This is a genomic window from Dyella sp. 2HG41-7 (assembly GCF_021390675.1).
Taxonomy (GTDB): domain Bacteria; phylum Pseudomonadota; class Gammaproteobacteria; order Xanthomonadales; family Rhodanobacteraceae; genus Dyella_B.
This window is the reverse complement of the sequence record NZ_JAJEJV010000004.1, coordinates 109751-126312: the sequence shown is the minus strand read 5'-3', so window position 1 is coordinate 126312 and position 16562 is coordinate 109751. Positions and strand designations below refer to the sequence as shown.

12 protein-coding genes are annotated in these 16562 nt (G+C 61.6%); 7 read left to right on the top strand and 5 right to left on the bottom strand.

Annotation, left to right across the window (positions count from 1 at the left end; translation table 11 throughout):
- Positions 1 to 151: 151 nt before the first annotated feature.
- Together L0U79_RS01950 and L0U79_RS19170 are read left to right on the top strand one after the other, a co-directional pair.
- Positions 152 to 967 (top strand): sulfotransferase, encoded by an 816-nt coding sequence (locus tag L0U79_RS01950; protein ID WP_233840208.1) that lies wholly within the window; start codon positions 152 to 154, stop codon positions 965 to 967.
- Positions 968 to 1101: 134 nt separating this feature from the next.
- On the top strand, positions 1102 to 6870 hold the full coding sequence (locus L0U79_RS19170) for an ESPR-type extended signal peptide-containing protein (protein WP_255683018.1): 5769 nt from the start codon (positions 1102 to 1104) through the stop codon (positions 6868 to 6870).
- A gap of 70 nt (positions 6871 to 6940) precedes the next feature.
- Here L0U79_RS19170 and L0U79_RS01935 read toward each other — a convergent pair whose 3' ends face one another.
- Complete coding sequence (locus L0U79_RS01935; protein ID WP_233840207.1) at positions 6941 to 7444, bottom strand: hypothetical protein; 504 nt, start codon at positions 7442 to 7444, stop codon at positions 6941 to 6943.
- Between the two features lie 294 nt (positions 7445 to 7738).
- Between L0U79_RS01935 and L0U79_RS01930 the strand changes: the two genes are divergently transcribed.
- The 5 genes from L0U79_RS01930 (at position 7739) to L0U79_RS01910 (ending at position 14140) form a co-directional block, all read left to right on the top strand.
- Positions 7739 to 9388 carry a multicopper oxidase domain-containing protein gene (locus L0U79_RS01930; RefSeq protein ID WP_233840206.1) on the top strand — a complete coding sequence of 550 codons (1650 nt, stop codon included), beginning with the start codon at positions 7739 to 7741 and terminating at the stop codon, positions 9386 to 9388.
- A 225-nt stretch (positions 9389 to 9613) separates the two neighbouring features.
- Complete coding sequence (locus L0U79_RS01925; protein WP_233840205.1) at positions 9614 to 11662, top strand: alkaline phosphatase family protein; 2049 nt, start codon at positions 9614 to 9616, stop codon at positions 11660 to 11662.
- 76 nt (positions 11663 to 11738) lie between these two features.
- Positions 11739 to 12188: a hypothetical protein gene (locus L0U79_RS01920; protein ID WP_233840204.1), complete on the top strand. Its 450-nt coding sequence runs from the start codon at positions 11739 to 11741 to the stop codon at positions 12186 to 12188.
- 165 nt (positions 12189 to 12353) lie between these two features.
- Complete coding sequence (locus L0U79_RS01915; RefSeq protein WP_233840203.1) at positions 12354 to 13697, top strand: hypothetical protein; 1344 nt, start codon at positions 12354 to 12356, stop codon at positions 13695 to 13697.
- Positions 13698 to 13846: 149 nt separating this feature from the next.
- Positions 13847 to 14140 carry a hypothetical protein gene (locus tag L0U79_RS01910; protein ID WP_233840202.1) on the top strand — a complete coding sequence of 98 codons (294 nt, stop codon included), beginning with the start codon at positions 13847 to 13849 and terminating at the stop codon, positions 14138 to 14140.
- On the opposite strand, the gene L0U79_RS01905 is transcribed toward L0U79_RS01910, so the two are convergent.
- The 4 genes from L0U79_RS01905 to L0U79_RS01890 form a co-directional block, all read right to left on the bottom strand.
- Positions 14122 to 14625 carry a GNAT family N-acetyltransferase gene (locus L0U79_RS01905; RefSeq protein ID WP_233840201.1) on the bottom strand — a complete coding sequence of 168 codons (504 nt, stop codon included), beginning with the start codon at positions 14623 to 14625 and terminating at the stop codon, positions 14122 to 14124. The two genes, L0U79_RS01910 and L0U79_RS01905, sit on opposite strands and share 19 nt — an antisense overlap.
- Before the next feature lie 77 nt (positions 14626 to 14702).
- Positions 14703 to 15236 (bottom strand): tail fiber protein, encoded by a 534-nt coding sequence (locus L0U79_RS01900; protein ID WP_233840200.1) that lies wholly within the window; start codon positions 15234 to 15236, stop codon positions 14703 to 14705.
- A gap of 52 nt (positions 15237 to 15288) precedes the next feature.
- Positions 15289 to 15822, bottom strand: coding sequence for a tail fiber protein (locus tag L0U79_RS01895; RefSeq protein WP_233840199.1), 534 nt, complete (start codon positions 15820 to 15822; stop codon positions 15289 to 15291).
- Between the two features lie 37 nt (positions 15823 to 15859).
- Positions 15860 to 16393, bottom strand: coding sequence for a tail fiber protein (locus tag L0U79_RS01890; RefSeq protein WP_233840198.1), 534 nt, complete (start codon positions 16391 to 16393; stop codon positions 15860 to 15862).
- Positions 16394 to 16562: the final 169 nt, after the last annotated feature.

Sequence of the window (16562 nt, the reverse complement as noted above, 5' to 3'; positions counted from 1 at the left end):
AAACGCACAGACATGTCCCTCACCCCTTCAAGCCCCTAGCATTAGTCACGATTTAAAAGTTGTGATGTGCATCACAAAATAAGGGTGTGCTGGCGCAATTCGCTGGACGCAACCCGATCCAGATAGTGGCAAATGGCCTACAGGGGGCTAGATGGACCGCCAGTTTCACTTTATCTCGGGCCTGCCCAGGTCCGGGTCTACGTTGTTGTCAGCCATTTTGAGTCAAAACCCGCGCTTCCACGCCGGCATGAGCGGCCCGATCGGCGGCGCGTTCAACACCATGCAGGGCGAGCTCAGCGGCCGTAACGAATATTCGGTTTTCGTCTCCGACGAACAGCGCCGCCGGATGCTCAAAGGCCTGTTCGACAACTACTACGGCCCTGAATACGGCGCCGAGGTGGTGTTCGACACCAATCGCACCTGGTGCTCCAAGATGGGCCAGCTCAAACAGCTGTTTCCGCAGGGCAAAATCATCGCCTGCGTGCGGCATGTGTCGTGGATCATCGACAGCATCGAGCAGCTGGTGCGCAAGAACGCGTTCCAGCCTTCTTCCATTTTCAACTACCAGCCCGGCGGCACCGTGTACTCGCGCTCCGAAGGCCTCGCCAACGGCGACGGCATGGTGGGCTATGCGTACAACGCGTTGAAAGAAGCGTTCTACGGTGACGATAGCGCCAACCTCATGCTGCTGCGCTACGAAACGCTGACTAGCGATCCCGCGCGTGCAATCGCTGCGATCTACGACTTCATCGGCGAGCCTCATTACAAGCACGATTTCGAAAACATCAGCTACCAAGCCGACGAATTCGACCTGCGCGCCGGCACGCCGGGGCTGCACACCGTGCGCAAAAAAATCGCCGTGCGCGAGCGCACGAGCGTGCTGCCGCCGGATGTTTTCCGTCGTTTCGAAAACGACGTCTTTTGGCTCGATCCCGCTTTGAACCCGCGCAACGTGCGGGTGGTTTGAGTGCTGCGCCCGCGCGCAGTGGAACGCTTCTTTAGTTCGACGGACGTTCGTCCGCTGCGTCAGTGCGCACGCCGCGAATGCCCCATCACAACGCCATAAATCCAACACATCGGAAGTTAACAGGGGACATCACTGTGAATCGAATTTATCGCCTCGTTTTCAATCGCACGCTCGGCATCATGCAAGTAGCCTCCGAGCTGGTTACCGCGCCCAAAGGGGCCGTGGTCGGTGGCACGGATGCGCCGTCGAAGCCGGAGCTGACATCGCGCCTGCTGGCCATCGCCGTGGCTGCCGCATTGGTCACGGTCGCATCGCCGTTGATGGCGCAGACGTGCGTACCCAGCGCGACCACAGTTTGTGGCGTGAATGGAGGAAACGGCGGCGCCGGCACCACCAGCGATCAGCCGGGTGCAGGCGGTACTGGCTCGGTGACGTCGGGAAGCTACGCCAATAGTGGCGGCACGGGCGGCTCGGCTGGCTACGCAGGATCTGCGGGTCAGGGCGCCAACAATACGGGCGGCGCCGGCGGTCCGGTCGATCATCCGGGCGGCGGCGGCGTGGGCGGTGGATTGGGTACGCTCGGCAATGGCGGCGGTGGCGGCGGCGGCGGCGATTTTGCCGGCACTTACTATGGTGGCGGTGGTGGTGGTGGCGGCGGCGGCGCGGGACAGTCGGTCAGCGCGGGCGCGTCCTTTACTAATCCGGGCAGCGTCGTGGGCGGTCAAGGCGGCAATGGCGGCAATGGCGGCTTCAGTTCATCGTCGGGCTACGGCGGTGGCGGTGGTGGTGGTGGCGCAGGCGTCTATGCCGGTGCGGGCGCCACCATTACTAGCGGCTCAGGCACGACCATCACGGGTGGTGCAGGCGGCAATGGCGGCGGTGGCTTTATAGCAGCCGCTGGCGGTGGCGGTGGTACAGGCGTTGCGGGTGTCAGTTTTACCTTGACCAACGGCGGCTCGATTACGGGTGGCGCTGGCGGTAACGGCGGCGGATCCGTCAGCGACGGTGGCTTTGGCGGCAATGGTGGCGACGGTGGCACGGGTGTTTCCGGTAGCGGCCTTACGATCACTAACAGCGGTCAAATCACCGGCGGCATCGGTGGCGCCGGCGCCAATGACTCCTTTATGGGCGGCGTCGGTGGCAGTGGCGGCGTTGGTGTTTCGATCATCGGATCAACGCTGACCAATACCGGCAGTATCACTGGCGGCAACGGCGGCGCAGCCGGCAATGGCAACTCGGGCGGCCTCGGCGGTGTCGGCATCGTGGCGATGGGCAACACCACCATCGTCAACAGCGGAATAATCGCTGGCGGCGTGGGTTATTACGGTTTGCAGGCCGACGCGATCGATTTGAGCGGCGGCAATAACACGCTGGAACTCGAAGCGGGTTCCAGCATTACCGGCAATGTGGTCAGCAGCAGCGGCACCACCAACGGTGGCGACACGCTCGATCTGGGCGGCGACACCAATGCCACGCTTTCCGGTTCGATCGACCAATCCGGCAACGGTGCGCAATACCAGGGCTTCGCCAACTACGAAAAGACTGGCAACAGCATCTGGACGTTGAGCGGCGCGGTCAACACCAGCGCGACATGGCTGATCCAGGGCGGCGAACTTGATCTGACCGTCAGTGGAAGCGCGCTCACGGGCGGCGCCGTCATGTCGTCGGGAACCACGCTTGGAGTGGATTCGGGCGTGTCTGTGTCCGGCATCAACGGTGGCAATGGCAGCTCGGGTTATTCCGGTAACGGTGGTTCGACCACCACGGCAGGGACCGCGGGGGGTGCGGGTTACGCGGGTACAGCGGCGATCAGTGGCACCAGCTTCACGGTGAACAACCAAGGTGGCATCACGGGCGGCAACGGCGGCAATGGCGGTTTTGGCGGCTCCGGCGGCTCGGGCGCCGCGGGCGGTTCCAAGTACGGCGGAAACCCTGCGCCGGTGTCCGGTGCCAACGGCGCCGTCGGCGGCGCTGGCGGCAATGGCGGCGCGGGCATCATCGGCTCTGGGATCACCCTCACCAACACCGGCTATATCCGGGGCGGCAATGGCGGCGCCGGTGGCAACGGCGGCGTGGGCGGTCGCGGTGGCAAATACATGGGATCGTCGTCCAACGGTCAACCTACCACCAGCAATGGCATGACCGGCAACGGTGGCAATGGCGGCGCGGGTGGCTACGGCGGTATCGGCAGCGCGGCTGTCATCGCAACTGGCGCTAGCACGCTGACCAATTCAGGCGGGATCCTGGGCGGTTCCGGCGGCGTCGGCGGCCAGGGCGGCGGCGGCGGCTACGCCGGTCCGCAAGGCGCCGTTCAAACCGGAAGCACGGTCTCGGGCGGTCAGGGCGGCAATGGCGGCGCCGGTGGTGCCGGCGGCGCTGCGGGCGCGGGAGTGAGCGGTTCGTCGTTCAACTTGACCAATAGCGGATATATCGGGGGCGGCTATGGTGGCCACGGCGGCACTGGCGGGTACAGCGGTGGTGGTGCCGGCTCGACTGCAGGCCATAGCGGCGGTGCGGGCAACGGCGGCGCTGGCGGCGCGGGTGGTGCTGGCGGCAACGCGGTGGAAGGCACGCAGTTTGTGGTGACCAACAATCGCGTCATCGTCGGTGGCTATGGCGGTCTTGGCGGTACCGGCGGCAACGGCAATTCGGCCGGTAACAGCAACGGCAGCACGGGTGGCTATGCCGCCCATGGCGGCGCGGGTGGCGCGGGTGGCGCGGGCGGCGCGGGTGGCGCAGCGATTAGCGGCAGCTATTTCACCGTGACCAACAATGGTGTTCTGGCCGGTGGTTATGGCGCCGTGGGCGGCAACGGCGGCTCCGGCTGGTGGGGCGGCTCGGTCAACAACAGCAACAACGCAGGTAGTGGCGGCAACGGCGGCGCCGGCGGCGCCGGTGGAGCGGGCGGCGCCGGCGTGACCGGCACCAACTTTACCCTCGCCAACACCCAGCTCATCGTGGGTGCTGGCGGTGGCCACGGTGGTAACGGCGGCTGGGGTGGTCCTGGCGGTTATGGCACCCAAGCTAGCGCAGGTTCCTCCGGCATGGGCGGCGCAGGTGGCGCCGGTGGCGCCGGTGGCGATGGCGTTCAAGGCAGCCACATCAACCTTACCAATTCGGGTTTGATTGCCGGCGGTAGGGGCGGTTACGGCGGCGCCGCGGGAAGCGCCAATCAAAGCGGTAGTACGTATTCCGGTACCGCAGGCAACGGCGCCAACGGGGCGTCCGGCGGTGCGGGTGGCGCGGGCGCCGCCGCGATCGCTGCCAGCTACGCGACGATCACCAACAGCGGCGCGCTCTACGGCGGTGCCGGCGGCGTGGGCGGCCGCGGTGGATACGGCGGATATGGCGGCTCGTCCCGCACCGGCAACGGCGGCGCCGGCGGTAACGGTGGCGCGGGTGGCGCGGGTGGCGCGGGCGGAGCCGGGGTTACGGGTATGCAATTCGTACTCACTAACGCCGCTCAGACCCTCATTCGCGGCGGCGCGGGTGGTGCGGGCGGCAACGGCAACTATGGCGCACCGGGTACGTCCTCCGGGGCAGGTGGCGCGTCGGGTGTATCAAGCGCTGGCGGTCAGGGTGCTGACGGCGGAGCGGGTGTCAGCGGCGCCTATTTCACGGTCACTAATGCTGGCGCGATCACTGGCGGCAACGGCGGTGCGGGCGGCAATGGTGGCGCGTCGTATACGACGGCGGGCACCGCGGGCAATGGCGGCAATGGTGGTGCAGGTGGCGTTGGCGTCAGCGGATCGAATTTCGCGCTGACCAACACCGGCACGATCTCCGGCGGTTATGGCGGCGCAGCTGGCGCGCAGGGCTCGATTTCCCGTGGCGGCACGGCGGGTATGGATGGAACCGGCGGCGCGGGTGGTGTGGGTGTTGTGTCGACGGGCGGATCGATGATCGACAATGCGGGATCGATCGCGGGTGGAATGAGCGCCACCGGCGTGCAAGCGGATGCCGTGGATTTAAGCGGCGGCGGCAATGTGCTGGTCCTGGAATCGGGCGCAACGTTCGTGGGTAATGTTGTCAGCACCAGTGGCGCCACCGGCGGCGGCGATACGCTGGCTTTTGGCGGCAGCGCGAACGGCAAGTTCGACGCTACCCAGCTCGTTACGACGATGCCGACCAGCTACACCGGCACGTCGCAGATCTATGGTTTCGCTACCTACGAGAAGATCGGCAGCAGTAATTGGACCTTCACCGGAACGCTCCCGACCGGCATGAATTGGGAAGTCCAGCAAGGCACGCTGGATCTTTCCGGTGTCACCAATGCGGGCGTAGTGCTGGGGCAATTGACGGGTGCAGGCGGCACGCTGACCACAGGAAGCAAATCGCTGACGCTTGGCGACAATGCCAGCAATTCGTTCCACGGCGCGGTCATCGCGGGCTCGATCACCATGCAAGGGACCGGCACGCAAATCCTGGACGGTACGAACACGGTTGCGGGCACCGCAACGGTGAGCGGCGGCACACTCGAAATCGGCGATGCCAATAATCCGACAGCCAGCCTGACAACCCCGGAAGTCGATGTGCAGAGCGGCGGTACCTTGCGCGGCCATGGCACCATCAACGGCAACGTGATCAACGATGGCACGGTGTGGCCAGGTGGCTCAGTGGGCGTGTTGACCGTCAACGGCAACTACACGCAGAACGCCGGCGGCACGCTGCAGATCGACGTGACACCGACGGTGGCGTCGGAGCTGGTGGTCAATGGCAACGCCAGCCTTGCAGGAAAGCTAAACCTGATCTTTGCGCCGGGCACCTACATCGAGCACACCTATACCCTGGTGCAAGCCAAGGCTCTCAGCGGGCAGTTCGCTTCCACGACGTCGACAGGTGCCGTAGTTCCCGCATTGCTTAATACCAGCGTGATCTATACCGCAACACAGGCCGATCTCGCGATGAAGCCGACGGTCGTCACGCCGGCGCAAGGCAGCTTGTACGCAAACCTGATGCGCGCCACGGGCCTGGTCGGACAGCAATCGCTTACCACCGTGCTCGGCGCCACGTTGCGCTCCAACGAGACGGCATGCAACGGCGCCAACGCGTCGCACGCCAATACGGTTAGCGCTTCGTGCAACAGCGACCTGTGGGTGCAATACAGCGGCGGCAGCGATTCGCTCACCGGCAGCAACGGTTTGAACAGCACGGTGTTTGGCTTGCAGGGCGGTTTCGATCACGCGGTGAGCGATATGGCGCATCTGGGTGTCGAAGCGGGTTTCGATCGCATCAACGGCAACAACCGCAACGGCGGCAACGGTACGGTCGACGACGTTCACGGCGGCGCGTATGCCTATGCCAATGTCGGTCCGGTGGTGTTGTCCGGCATGATCGACGAAACGCACAGCAGCTACCGCGTGTATCGCGAGACAGGTGTCGGCCACGGCGTGGCCAGCCCCGACGGCGACACCACCGCGGCCGCACTGCAGGCGGCATGGCCACTCACCGCGGCGCAGTGGCAGGTGACACCGGAGATCGGTGCGCTGTACCAGCACGAAACTCTGGGCGCGTTCGGCGAATCCATTCCCAGCAGCAATCCGCTGGCGCCGGAATTCGCGCTGCAAGGTACGCACACGAGCTACACCAGCGTGCAACCGTATGCGCGCGTGCAGTTCTCGCATGCGTTCATGGCACAAGGCATCAACTACGTGCCGCAGTTCAACGTGGGTTATCGCTACGATACGCGCAACAACAACGGTCCGACCGTGCAGGCCACCAGCCAGGACGGCACGGTGTTCATGCTACCGGGCGATTCGGTGGGTCGTGGCATCGCCACGGTCGGCGCGCGCATCAACGCGCAAGCAGGTGCCTCGTGGAGCCTCTACCTGGATTACCAGGGACAGTTCTCCAGCCATCTCAACGACAATGCGTTGAGCGTGGGCTTCACGAAGAAGTTCTAAGGAGAGGGGCTAGTGGTACCTCGACACATGGATGTGTCGAGGCACAGGGATGTCGAAGCAGCTGACCGCGTTACGCGGTCAGCATGCGTTGCATGACCAGTTCGCCGTTGGCTGCGGTGCCGACGTGCGCAAAGCCGAGCTTGGCCAGACAACGCTGCGCGCCGCGACGCGTAAGCTTTTGGTTTTCGATGGTGGCGATCAAACGCTGCGGCGCGCCGGGTTCGTAGGCGAGCGACATAAATCCTTCGATCATGCGCTCCATAAGACGCATGTTCAGACCGATCAGGCGATTGCTCGGGCGAATGAAAATTCGCACATAGCCGTAGCTGCGCTCGTTGTCGTCCATGCGAATCGCAACGGTGCACACGCCGGCGATGTTGCCGGTGCTGCGCTCCTGCAGAATGCACGCGGCTTCCCACGAACGACGCCATGCTTCGTCCGCATGGGTGAGCGCGCCCTCCTGCATCCAGAACGCCACCAGTTGTCGTCGCAACGCTTCGGTCATGCTGCCAAACACCCACAGCACGTGAAAACGCTGCAGATCGCCGCTTGCGTCGGCGTCCGTCTCGATCATGAAAGCCCCTAGTCTTGATCCGCGTTAGTGGCATCCACCATGCAGGACACCGCGCGATATTTATGTCGATCAGAGCCTAACATGCGCCGATCCGCTTCCATGGCGTGACCTGTGTCAGGGGTACGACCTAGCCAGCGCTGTGTCGCTGTGCCGATGTGCCCAGAACGTGCTGCCACAATTCTGTCATTCCGCGTCCGTAGGGTTGATGGATGACTTCGGTATCCATGGTCTTCGGCAGGTTTGTCGGCGCGACGATTCCATCGCCGTACATCGCCGCAGCCGGGCGGAACAAATATGACTTTCACGCGACGTGATTTTTTGCGAGGCGCCGGCGCATGCGTCGGCGCGTACGCACTGACGGATCTATGGCCGTGGCGCGCCGCACGCGCATCCACCATGCCGATGACCATGCCGATGCGAACCAGCATGCCGACACTGGCCGCACCGAACGTGCCGCTGATCAATCCGACATCGCTGGCGCGCTTCGTCGATCCGTTACCCATTCCTGCCATCGCGCGCGCAACCGAGCAGCGCACGCATCCTGCGTATCCCGGTCGCACGTTGCCGTACTACCGCATGGACATGCGCGCGTGCAAAACAAAACTGCATCGCGACGTCCCATCCACGCCGCTATGGGGTTACGACGGTCAATTTCCCGGGCCGACCATCGTCGGCCAACGCGACGAGCCGTTGTTGGTCGAATGGGTCAACGCGTTACCGTCGAAACATTTTCTGCCGATCGATCACGCCATTCACGGCGCCGAGAAAGACAAGCCCGAAGTGCGCGCGATCACGCACGTGCACGGCGCGCGCGTATCCGCGAACGCGGATGGTTTTCCGGAAGACTGGTACACGCCCGGCCGTTCGGTGCTTTATCACTATCCCAACGCGCAGGACGCCGCCACGTTGTGGTACCACGATCACGCCATGGGCATCACGCGTCTGAATATCTACGCGGGATTGTTCGGCGCCTACATCGTTCACGACAAAGAAGAGCAAGCACTCAATCTTCCGTCGGGCGACTGCGATATTCCGCTGATGCTGTGCGATCGAATGGTGGCGCAGGATGGACAGCTTTATTACCCGGTGTCGGACGATCCTTCCGCGCCGTGGGTCATGCAGTGCAGCGGCAACTTGGTGCTGTGCAACGGCAAGATCTTTCCGTATCTCGATGTGGAACCGCGGCGTTATCGCTTCCGTCTGGCCAACGTCGCCAATACGCGCTTCTTCGATCTGTCGCTGTCGCACGATCAGTCCTTTCATCAGATCGGCAGCGATCAAGGACTGCTGTCCGCACCTTTCGAGCGCTCGCGCATCGAGCTGTATCCCGCCGAGCGCGCCGATGTGGTGATCGATTTCTCTGGCTTCGCCGGCAAATCGTTGCAACTGCGTCATCAGGCAGAAGGCATTCTGCAATTTCGCGTACGCGAGCACGGGCGACCCGACACCTCTGCGTTGCCGGCGAAGCTGCGCGACGTCGCACGCATCGATCCGGCGAGCGCCGTGCAAAACCGCGTGCTTACGCTCAATGAAACCGATGATGCGAACGGCAACGCGATGACGATGTTGCTCAACGGTCAGCGCTGGTCGGATCCGATCACGGAAAAACCGAAGCAGAACAGCATCGAAACCTGGAGCTTCGTCAATCTCACCGGCGATGCGCATCCCATCCACGTGCATCTGGTGCGTTTTCAGATCCTCGATCGACGTCCGTTCGATCTGTTCGCATGGAATGCGCATCGCAAGTTGGTGTTCACCGGTCCGGCGCAATCGCCCGAACCGCAAGAACTTGGATGGAAAGATACGGTGCGCGCCGATCCGGGCATGGTCACGCGCATCGCGATGCGTTTCGAAGGCGAGCCCGGCCGCTATGTATGGCATTGCCATTTCCTCGAGCACGAGGACAACGAAATGATGCGTCCCTTCGAGGTGTTGCCGGCGTAATCGTAAACGTTGCGTCAAGGCGGTGTGCAAGTTGTCACATTTGTCGCACGACTGTCATCGCAGGGCGACGCGATGTCGTGTCGTTGCCAACGTTGCGTCATCTACGCGGCGCAGACTTTTCGGCGGTCTGCGGGGGATCTGCGCCTGCACGCAAACACGCAGACCGTAATCAGGGGGATTACTCGATTGCAGGCTTTCGCAGCATGCCAGCAGGAGACACCAGTTATGCCCACGAAGTATGGCCGTACCAGGTTGAAACCCTTTGTCATCGGCGCTCTCGTCACCGGCCTTGTCGGTATGGCGAACGCGCAGACCGCCAACCAGCAAGACGATGCACACTTCCGCTCGAACGTACCGACCACCGCGACCAAGCCGGTGAACGGTCAACCCGGCGGCGTGGTGACGCTGTACAACCCGCAAAACGGCCAGGACGCCAGCAACCGCACGCGTACGCCGATCAAGCACGTCATCTTGCTGATCGGTGAAAACCGCACCTTCGATCATGTCTTTGCCACGTACACGCCGCCGCATGGCCAAACGGTCAACAACCTGTTGTCCGAAGGCATCGTGAAAGCGGACGGCACGCCCGGTCCGAACGCTGCGAAAGCGCAGCAATGGCAAGCCAGCCAGACTGGCGATTACTCGGTATCGCCCACGCACACCAGTGCGTACACCAATCTTCCGTCGATGAACACCGGCGGCGCGCCGACGCAGCCCTACCTCGCTTCGGCCGCGCAAGCGGAAGCGATCGAACCGGGTCTGCCCACGGCGGCTTATCAGGAACTCGCTGAAGGCGGCACTGGCTTGCCGAATCATGTGCTCGACACGCGCTTCCCGACCACGCTGCCGAATGCGCCGGTCGATATGCACGCTTCGATCAGCTACAACGATTACGCCAATAGCCCCGTGCATCGTTTCTATCAGATGTGGCAGCAGCTCGATTGCAACGTGAACCATGCCACGCGTCAGAATCCGAGCGGTTGCCGCGCGGATCTTTTCCCGTGGGTGGAAGTGACCATGGGCGCCGGCAACAACGGCGTGACGCAGCCGGCCAACTTCACCGATGAAAGCACCGGCGAAGGCTCCACGTCCATGCAGTTCCTCAACATGGCCGCCGGCGATGCGCCGTACTTCAAGCAACTGGCCGAGCAGTACGCGCTCAGCGACAACTTCCATCAATCGGTGATGGGCGGCACGGGCGCCAACCACATCATGCTGGGCTTCGGCGATCTGATTTATTACGCGGACGCCAACGGCGATCCGACCACGCCGCCGGAAAATCAGATCGAGAATCCGAACTCGCAATCGGGCACCAACAACTGGTGGGTGCAAGACGGCTACAGCGGCGGTTCGTACGTGAATTGCGCGGACGATTCGCAGCCGGGCGTCGGTGCGGTGCGCAAGTACCTCAAGAGCTTGCCGTATCACACCTTCCATGGCACGGATTGCAAAAAGGGTGCGTACTACCTGGTCAACAACTACAACCCAGGTTACCTGGGCGACGGTACGGCCGCGCCGCTGGGCGCTCAGCAGTTCACCATTCCGCCGAGCAAGCAACAGAACCTCGCGCTCTTGCTGACGCGCCATAAGGTGAGCTGGAAGTATTACGGCGAAGGTTTCGACGGCGGCAAGGAAGACGGTGAAGCCGGCACGTTCTGCAACATCTGCGATCCGTTCTTGTACTCCACGCAGGTCATGACCAATCCGACGCTGCGCGCGAACAACCAGGACCTCAACAACCTTTACAACGACATCCAGAACGACACGTTGCCGGCCGTGGCTATCGCCAAGCCGGACGGGTTGCTGGACGGCCATCCGTCGTCGTCGAAGCTGCAGCTGTTCGAAGGTTACGCGCAGAAGATCATTCAGATGGTGCAGGCCAATCCGAAGCTGTGGAACAACACCGCCATCATGATCACCTTTGATGAAGGCGGCGGTTACTACGACTCCGGTTACGTGCAGCCGATCGACTTCTTCGGCGATGGCACGCGTATTCCGCTGTTGGTGGTGTCCAAGTACTCCGAAGGCGGCCGCGTAGTGCACAGCTATGGCGACCACGTTTCTTTCGACAAATTCGTGGAAGCGAACTGGGATCTGGACGAAACGATTTCCCATCGCAGCCGCGACAACCTGCCGAATCCGATTTCGTTCCCCAACAACCCGTATGTACCGGTCAATGCACCGGCGATCGGCGACCTGATGGACATGTTCAACTTCCATCGCGGTTGGGATAACGATTCGAGCGTGGCGGGCAATCAAAACGCGCAGAACTGAGTAATCTAGGTAAGTGCCCTGCCCGCTTCGGCGGGCAGGGCATGTTTTTTAGCGACAGCATGGAACCACTCGAACAATGACTTTGTTTGCACGCTCCACGGGCTATTTCGGGCGTTGGTCCAACCCCATCGCAGCGCTGGTATTGATGAGCGCATCCGGCGCCATTGCATCTAACGCGCACGCCGATCCCGGCGATTTTCAGGCGATGCCTGGGCTTTGGAAGATCACGCTGCACACTGCGAAAGACGGCAAAACCGCCGTCAAGTGGAAATGCCTCTACGACGGCGCCGATCCGTGGACGACCTTCGTCGACGCCATGAAACCCGAAGCGAACTGCGAGCGCAGCGGCGAACATCGCACCAGCACCGCCTTGGCTTGGCAGGTTGCGTGCGGCGCTCACAAAGGCAACGGCCGCATCGCGTTGGATTCCCCGCAGCACTACGCTGGCGAGGTGGAATTGGATGGTCATGCCGCGTTGCACATCGAAGGTCAGCGATACGCCGCGTGCACCGGACCAAGCGATTAATGCACTGATACGCCCTCGATCCTTCGACTTTCACATTTCCACGACGGCAACGGGCCCAAGTTACGCGTGAATGGAATGTGGAAGGCAGTCCGGGCCAGCAACTAACCGGACACGGTGCACGGGCGCAACGCCGGTGCGAAGGATGACCAGTAAGGGGGCAACAACATGCTTTTTGCCAAAGGCAGAACGGCCTGCGCCGTCGTGGCGCTGGTAATGGTAAGTGCTGTCAATGCGGGCACGTTTCCGGATTATGGATATCAACCACCGGCAACGTACACCGGACCATTGTTTCAGTTGAGCCAGGATTATCCCAAGACATTGCCGAATGGACCGGCGCCCGAGTTTTTCAAGCTTCTTCCGCCAAAACTCACCAACGATTTCGAGCAGTGGCGGCCTTATGTGGATGCGGTGAAGAAATATTGCCTGGAAGGCAATGTCGAGAACGATTGGTATGTGCAGAAAAATACCATTCGGCATTGGTATCACGCGCCGTGGCAGCATTACGGACCGCTGGGCCGCGAAGGTATTCACGGCCTGACCAAAGAAGCGCAGATTCAGGCGCAGCAACTCGCACCGACACAGACCACCACTGGGCAAACCTTTGCGGTCGGCATCTACAACGACGTTGGCGGCTACACCATCGGTCAGGTGTGGAAAGATCCGCAAAATCCCGATCCCTCCGTCACCTCGAAGCCGAACAGTTTTCATAACGGCACGGTGGTGTGCAAACCGCTTTTCGCCGACGTCGATATGAAACAGGTGCCGTTCCTGGTGAATCCGGTGTTGTGGCAGGCGTACGTCACCGACGATTTCAACTCGGCCAACCGCGAAATCAAGAACGTGGCGCTGATCCAGATGGACTTCGCGGTGCGCGACACGCGTATTCCGGGAACCGGCTGGATCTTCGGCACCTTCCAGTACAACGGCGCGATGAGCAGCAAGCCGAGTTGGGACAACTTGGTGCCGGTGGGCGTGATGTGGGGCAACGATCCGGAAAACACCGGCAACGACTACACCAATCCGAAGCCGTCGGTCACCAAGATCAATCCGACGATCAAGGAGTCGGCCATCAACGCCAAGACCTCCGAGTTGCCGCCGACCCATCTGGGTTGGAATGGACGCCTAGACGGCCCCGTGGACAACCCGGTCAGCGCTTGCATGAGTTGTCACATGACGGGTGAAAGCCCGCAGCTGACGATCATGAATCCGACCTTCCAGGCGCCGGACAAGGTGCCGCCGGTAGGTTCGCCGGAGTGGATGCGCTGGTTCCAGAACATCCCGGCCGGCGTACCGTTCAATGCGGCGGCGCTCAGCACCGATTACAGCCTGCAGCTCGCTGGCGGCATCCAGAACTTCTACGAGTGGAAGTGCACGCAGGACGGCGTCTTCGTCAAAGGCGGCAACGCTTGCCAGCAGCGCGACGTCAAGCTGAAACTGCTGAAGTCGGCGGCGCCGCCCGCGAAGATTTACAAAGTGGAACGCGATCCGGCGCTCAACGCGTTGCATTGATCGCGGTTGGTGCATTGCACGCAAACCGGACTGCGAAATCAGTCCGGTTTGCTTCAATGCATGCTTCGCTCCGATCGAACACGCTCCAAGCTATCGTCCGAAAGTTTTCCGTGCGACACTCGTTGCTCGCCGAACCACAGGGGGTGGACGTGCAGATCCTTACGCTGGAACATTTCGCCGGTCACATCAATGAGACCTTTACGGTCGATCTCGGGGCTGGCCATTCGCCATTTGTGTTGATCGAAGCGCGTCCTCTACAGGCACACGGATTTCAAGCGGCGATGCGCGCGCCTTTTTCGCTGTTTTTTCAGCATGCTTCGGCCGTGCTGTTTCCTCAGCGCATCTATCAGATGGAAAGTCCCGCGCTGGGCGCGTTCGGCATTTTTCTGGTGCCGGTGGCGCGCAATCAGGACGGCTTCGTGTATCAGGCCGTGTTCAACTGAGTCGTTGATTCGCACGACCATCGCATCGCGATATATGGCGATGCATGCGTGCTGACGTGGAAGCCGAGTCGCGCATAGAGCCGCTGGGCTGCGACGTTGCGCTCGTCCACGTGCAGATCGATGCCTGCGGCATCGTGGTCCTGTTCCACGAGCCGTTGCGCCCACGCCAGCAGATCCGTGCCAATGCTGCGTCCGCGCCAGGACGGAAGCAAAGCGATGTCGACGACGAGGAAATACGGCCGCTCGCGCAGCAGATAAAAACGGCCGATCGGTTCATCGCCACATTGCACGAGATAAAAATCGGCTGCGGCATACATCGCCACAAAGTGACGATGCTGCAGCGCGAACTGGCTGTCGAGAAATGCTTGTCGCAGATCGTTCGGCCAACCGGTTTGCGCCAGCTCTTGCGCACGCAAGATGCCATAGAGCTGACGCAGAAACGGCAAGTCCGATGCCTCGGCATGCCGCAACCGGATGTCCGGCACGGCGAACGATGCCGTGCGTGCCGGCGCATCCGGTCGCGCCGAGGGAAAAGCCGGAAGCGAAAGTGTCGCGCCCGGTATCATCCAAACGAAGGGAAAACACCGTTCAAAGCGATGCAATAGTTGATCGCTAAGACCGGTTGGCGGTTCTCATGCGGTTGGTTTCCCCCATTGGGACTCAGCATTTGCGGACTGAAGGTCGTGTTGGGCGAAACACTCGTGGTCGGAAAAGCGTCCGTCAAAGGCACCAGCAATGCACTGTTCGTCGTAGGTGTGTTGCTGCGCAGGCTGGTGTCGGGCTGGTTGTAGAGCGTGAACCCGTGCGTATGCGTCGGCATCTGAGTGGCGGCAAGCGTGACGCTGTCGACGCCAAACGTGTTGCCGGGACTGCGCGACGTCAAGTTGGGCCCTTGTCCTTGGCTGCATGCCGCTCGCGCGGCCAGATTGGGCAGCTGAAAATTGCTGGTTCCGTTGCCACCGTAAATGGTGCCGATCAGCGAGAAAAGCGCGCTGTATTGCGAGATGGGCAACACCGGACCATTGCACTGCGCCCAGCCATAAGGCGCGAAATTGAAGCCGAAAACCTGTATTTCACCGATAAATGGTTGAGTCATGAGCTTGCTCCTGAACGTGCGATGTCATGATGGATTGCATGGGTGAGTGGCATCAGCTTTGCGATGGATAGACGCCCGCGTACGCAATGCAATACGACACGGTCAGAGTCGGCATCGTGTTGTCATGGGATTGGCTCCCGCCCTGCGTCGAAACGCAGTTGTTCGCCATCGTGAAGGTGCTCGCGCCAGTCAGGTTGGTGGCGTACATGGTGTCGGTGGTCGTAAGCGTGCCTGGCAAGAACGTCGGGCCGGGCGTTTTACTGCTGACGTTGTTCTTGGTGGCATTGGCGGTATGTGTGTGCTGCGGCAACTGGGTGGTATTCAGCGTTACCGTTTCACTGCCGACGCGTTGGCCGATCGGGCGCGGAGTGAGTCCCAGTCCCGTCCCCTGATGCAACGGGATGCTACCGCGCAAATCCGGCAAAGCGAATGTATTGACGCCGTCGCCGCCGTACGTCGTGCCGATCAATTGATACAGAACCTCATATTGCGCAATGGACTGCAGGCTTCCGTCGCACGCGAACCAGCCGGTCGGAACGCGCGGAAAGCCAAACAAGCGAATCTCACCCACGAAAGGGGTCGTCATAACGTTGCTCCTTGCAAAAGGGTATGTGGCGTCACGATCAACTGCGTGATGGATAAATTCCGCTTAGCGCAATGTTGAAATTGATCGCCAGACTCGGCTGCATATTCGGATGGGGCGCCCCGGAACCGATGGGTTGCACTTGCGTGTTCACCAGCGGGATCGGACTGTTGTCCGTGGTGGCGTAGAGCGCTTCGCTCGGAGGTGCGCCGTAAAGGGAATTGTTGGGATTGCGAGCGGCGCCGGCCTGCGTCGTGGCGTTCATCATGTGCTGATGGTTCGGCATCTGCTGCTGCATGAGTGAGACACTTTCGACGCCCTCTATTTCCCCCTGTACATAGGGATTGGGCGCCCATCTTGGATCGGCGGACGGACCGGCGCCGACAGGCGTTCGCCCGCGCAAGTCCGGCAAGCCGAACGTGCGTATGCCATCGCCCCCGTAAAAAGTACCTAATAGCGAAAAAAGCGCAGTATTTTGCTGAATCGGCAGCAATTGGCCGTTGCATTGCGCAAAATAACGCGGTGGAAAGTTAAAGCCGGTGAGCATGATTTGCCCGAGAAAGTATTCGGACATAGCGTTTTCCCCTGGTCAGGTGTGAAGAACCACACGGAGCCGTATCGTTCCGTGACAGGCAAGGACAGACGGGTACTGCAGACGCGGATTTAATAAAAACGGTGTTACAGTCGCGACGCTGTTGCGCGCCGAAGGCGTTTATCGCGCGGGGGGGACCTTTTGTAAAGGT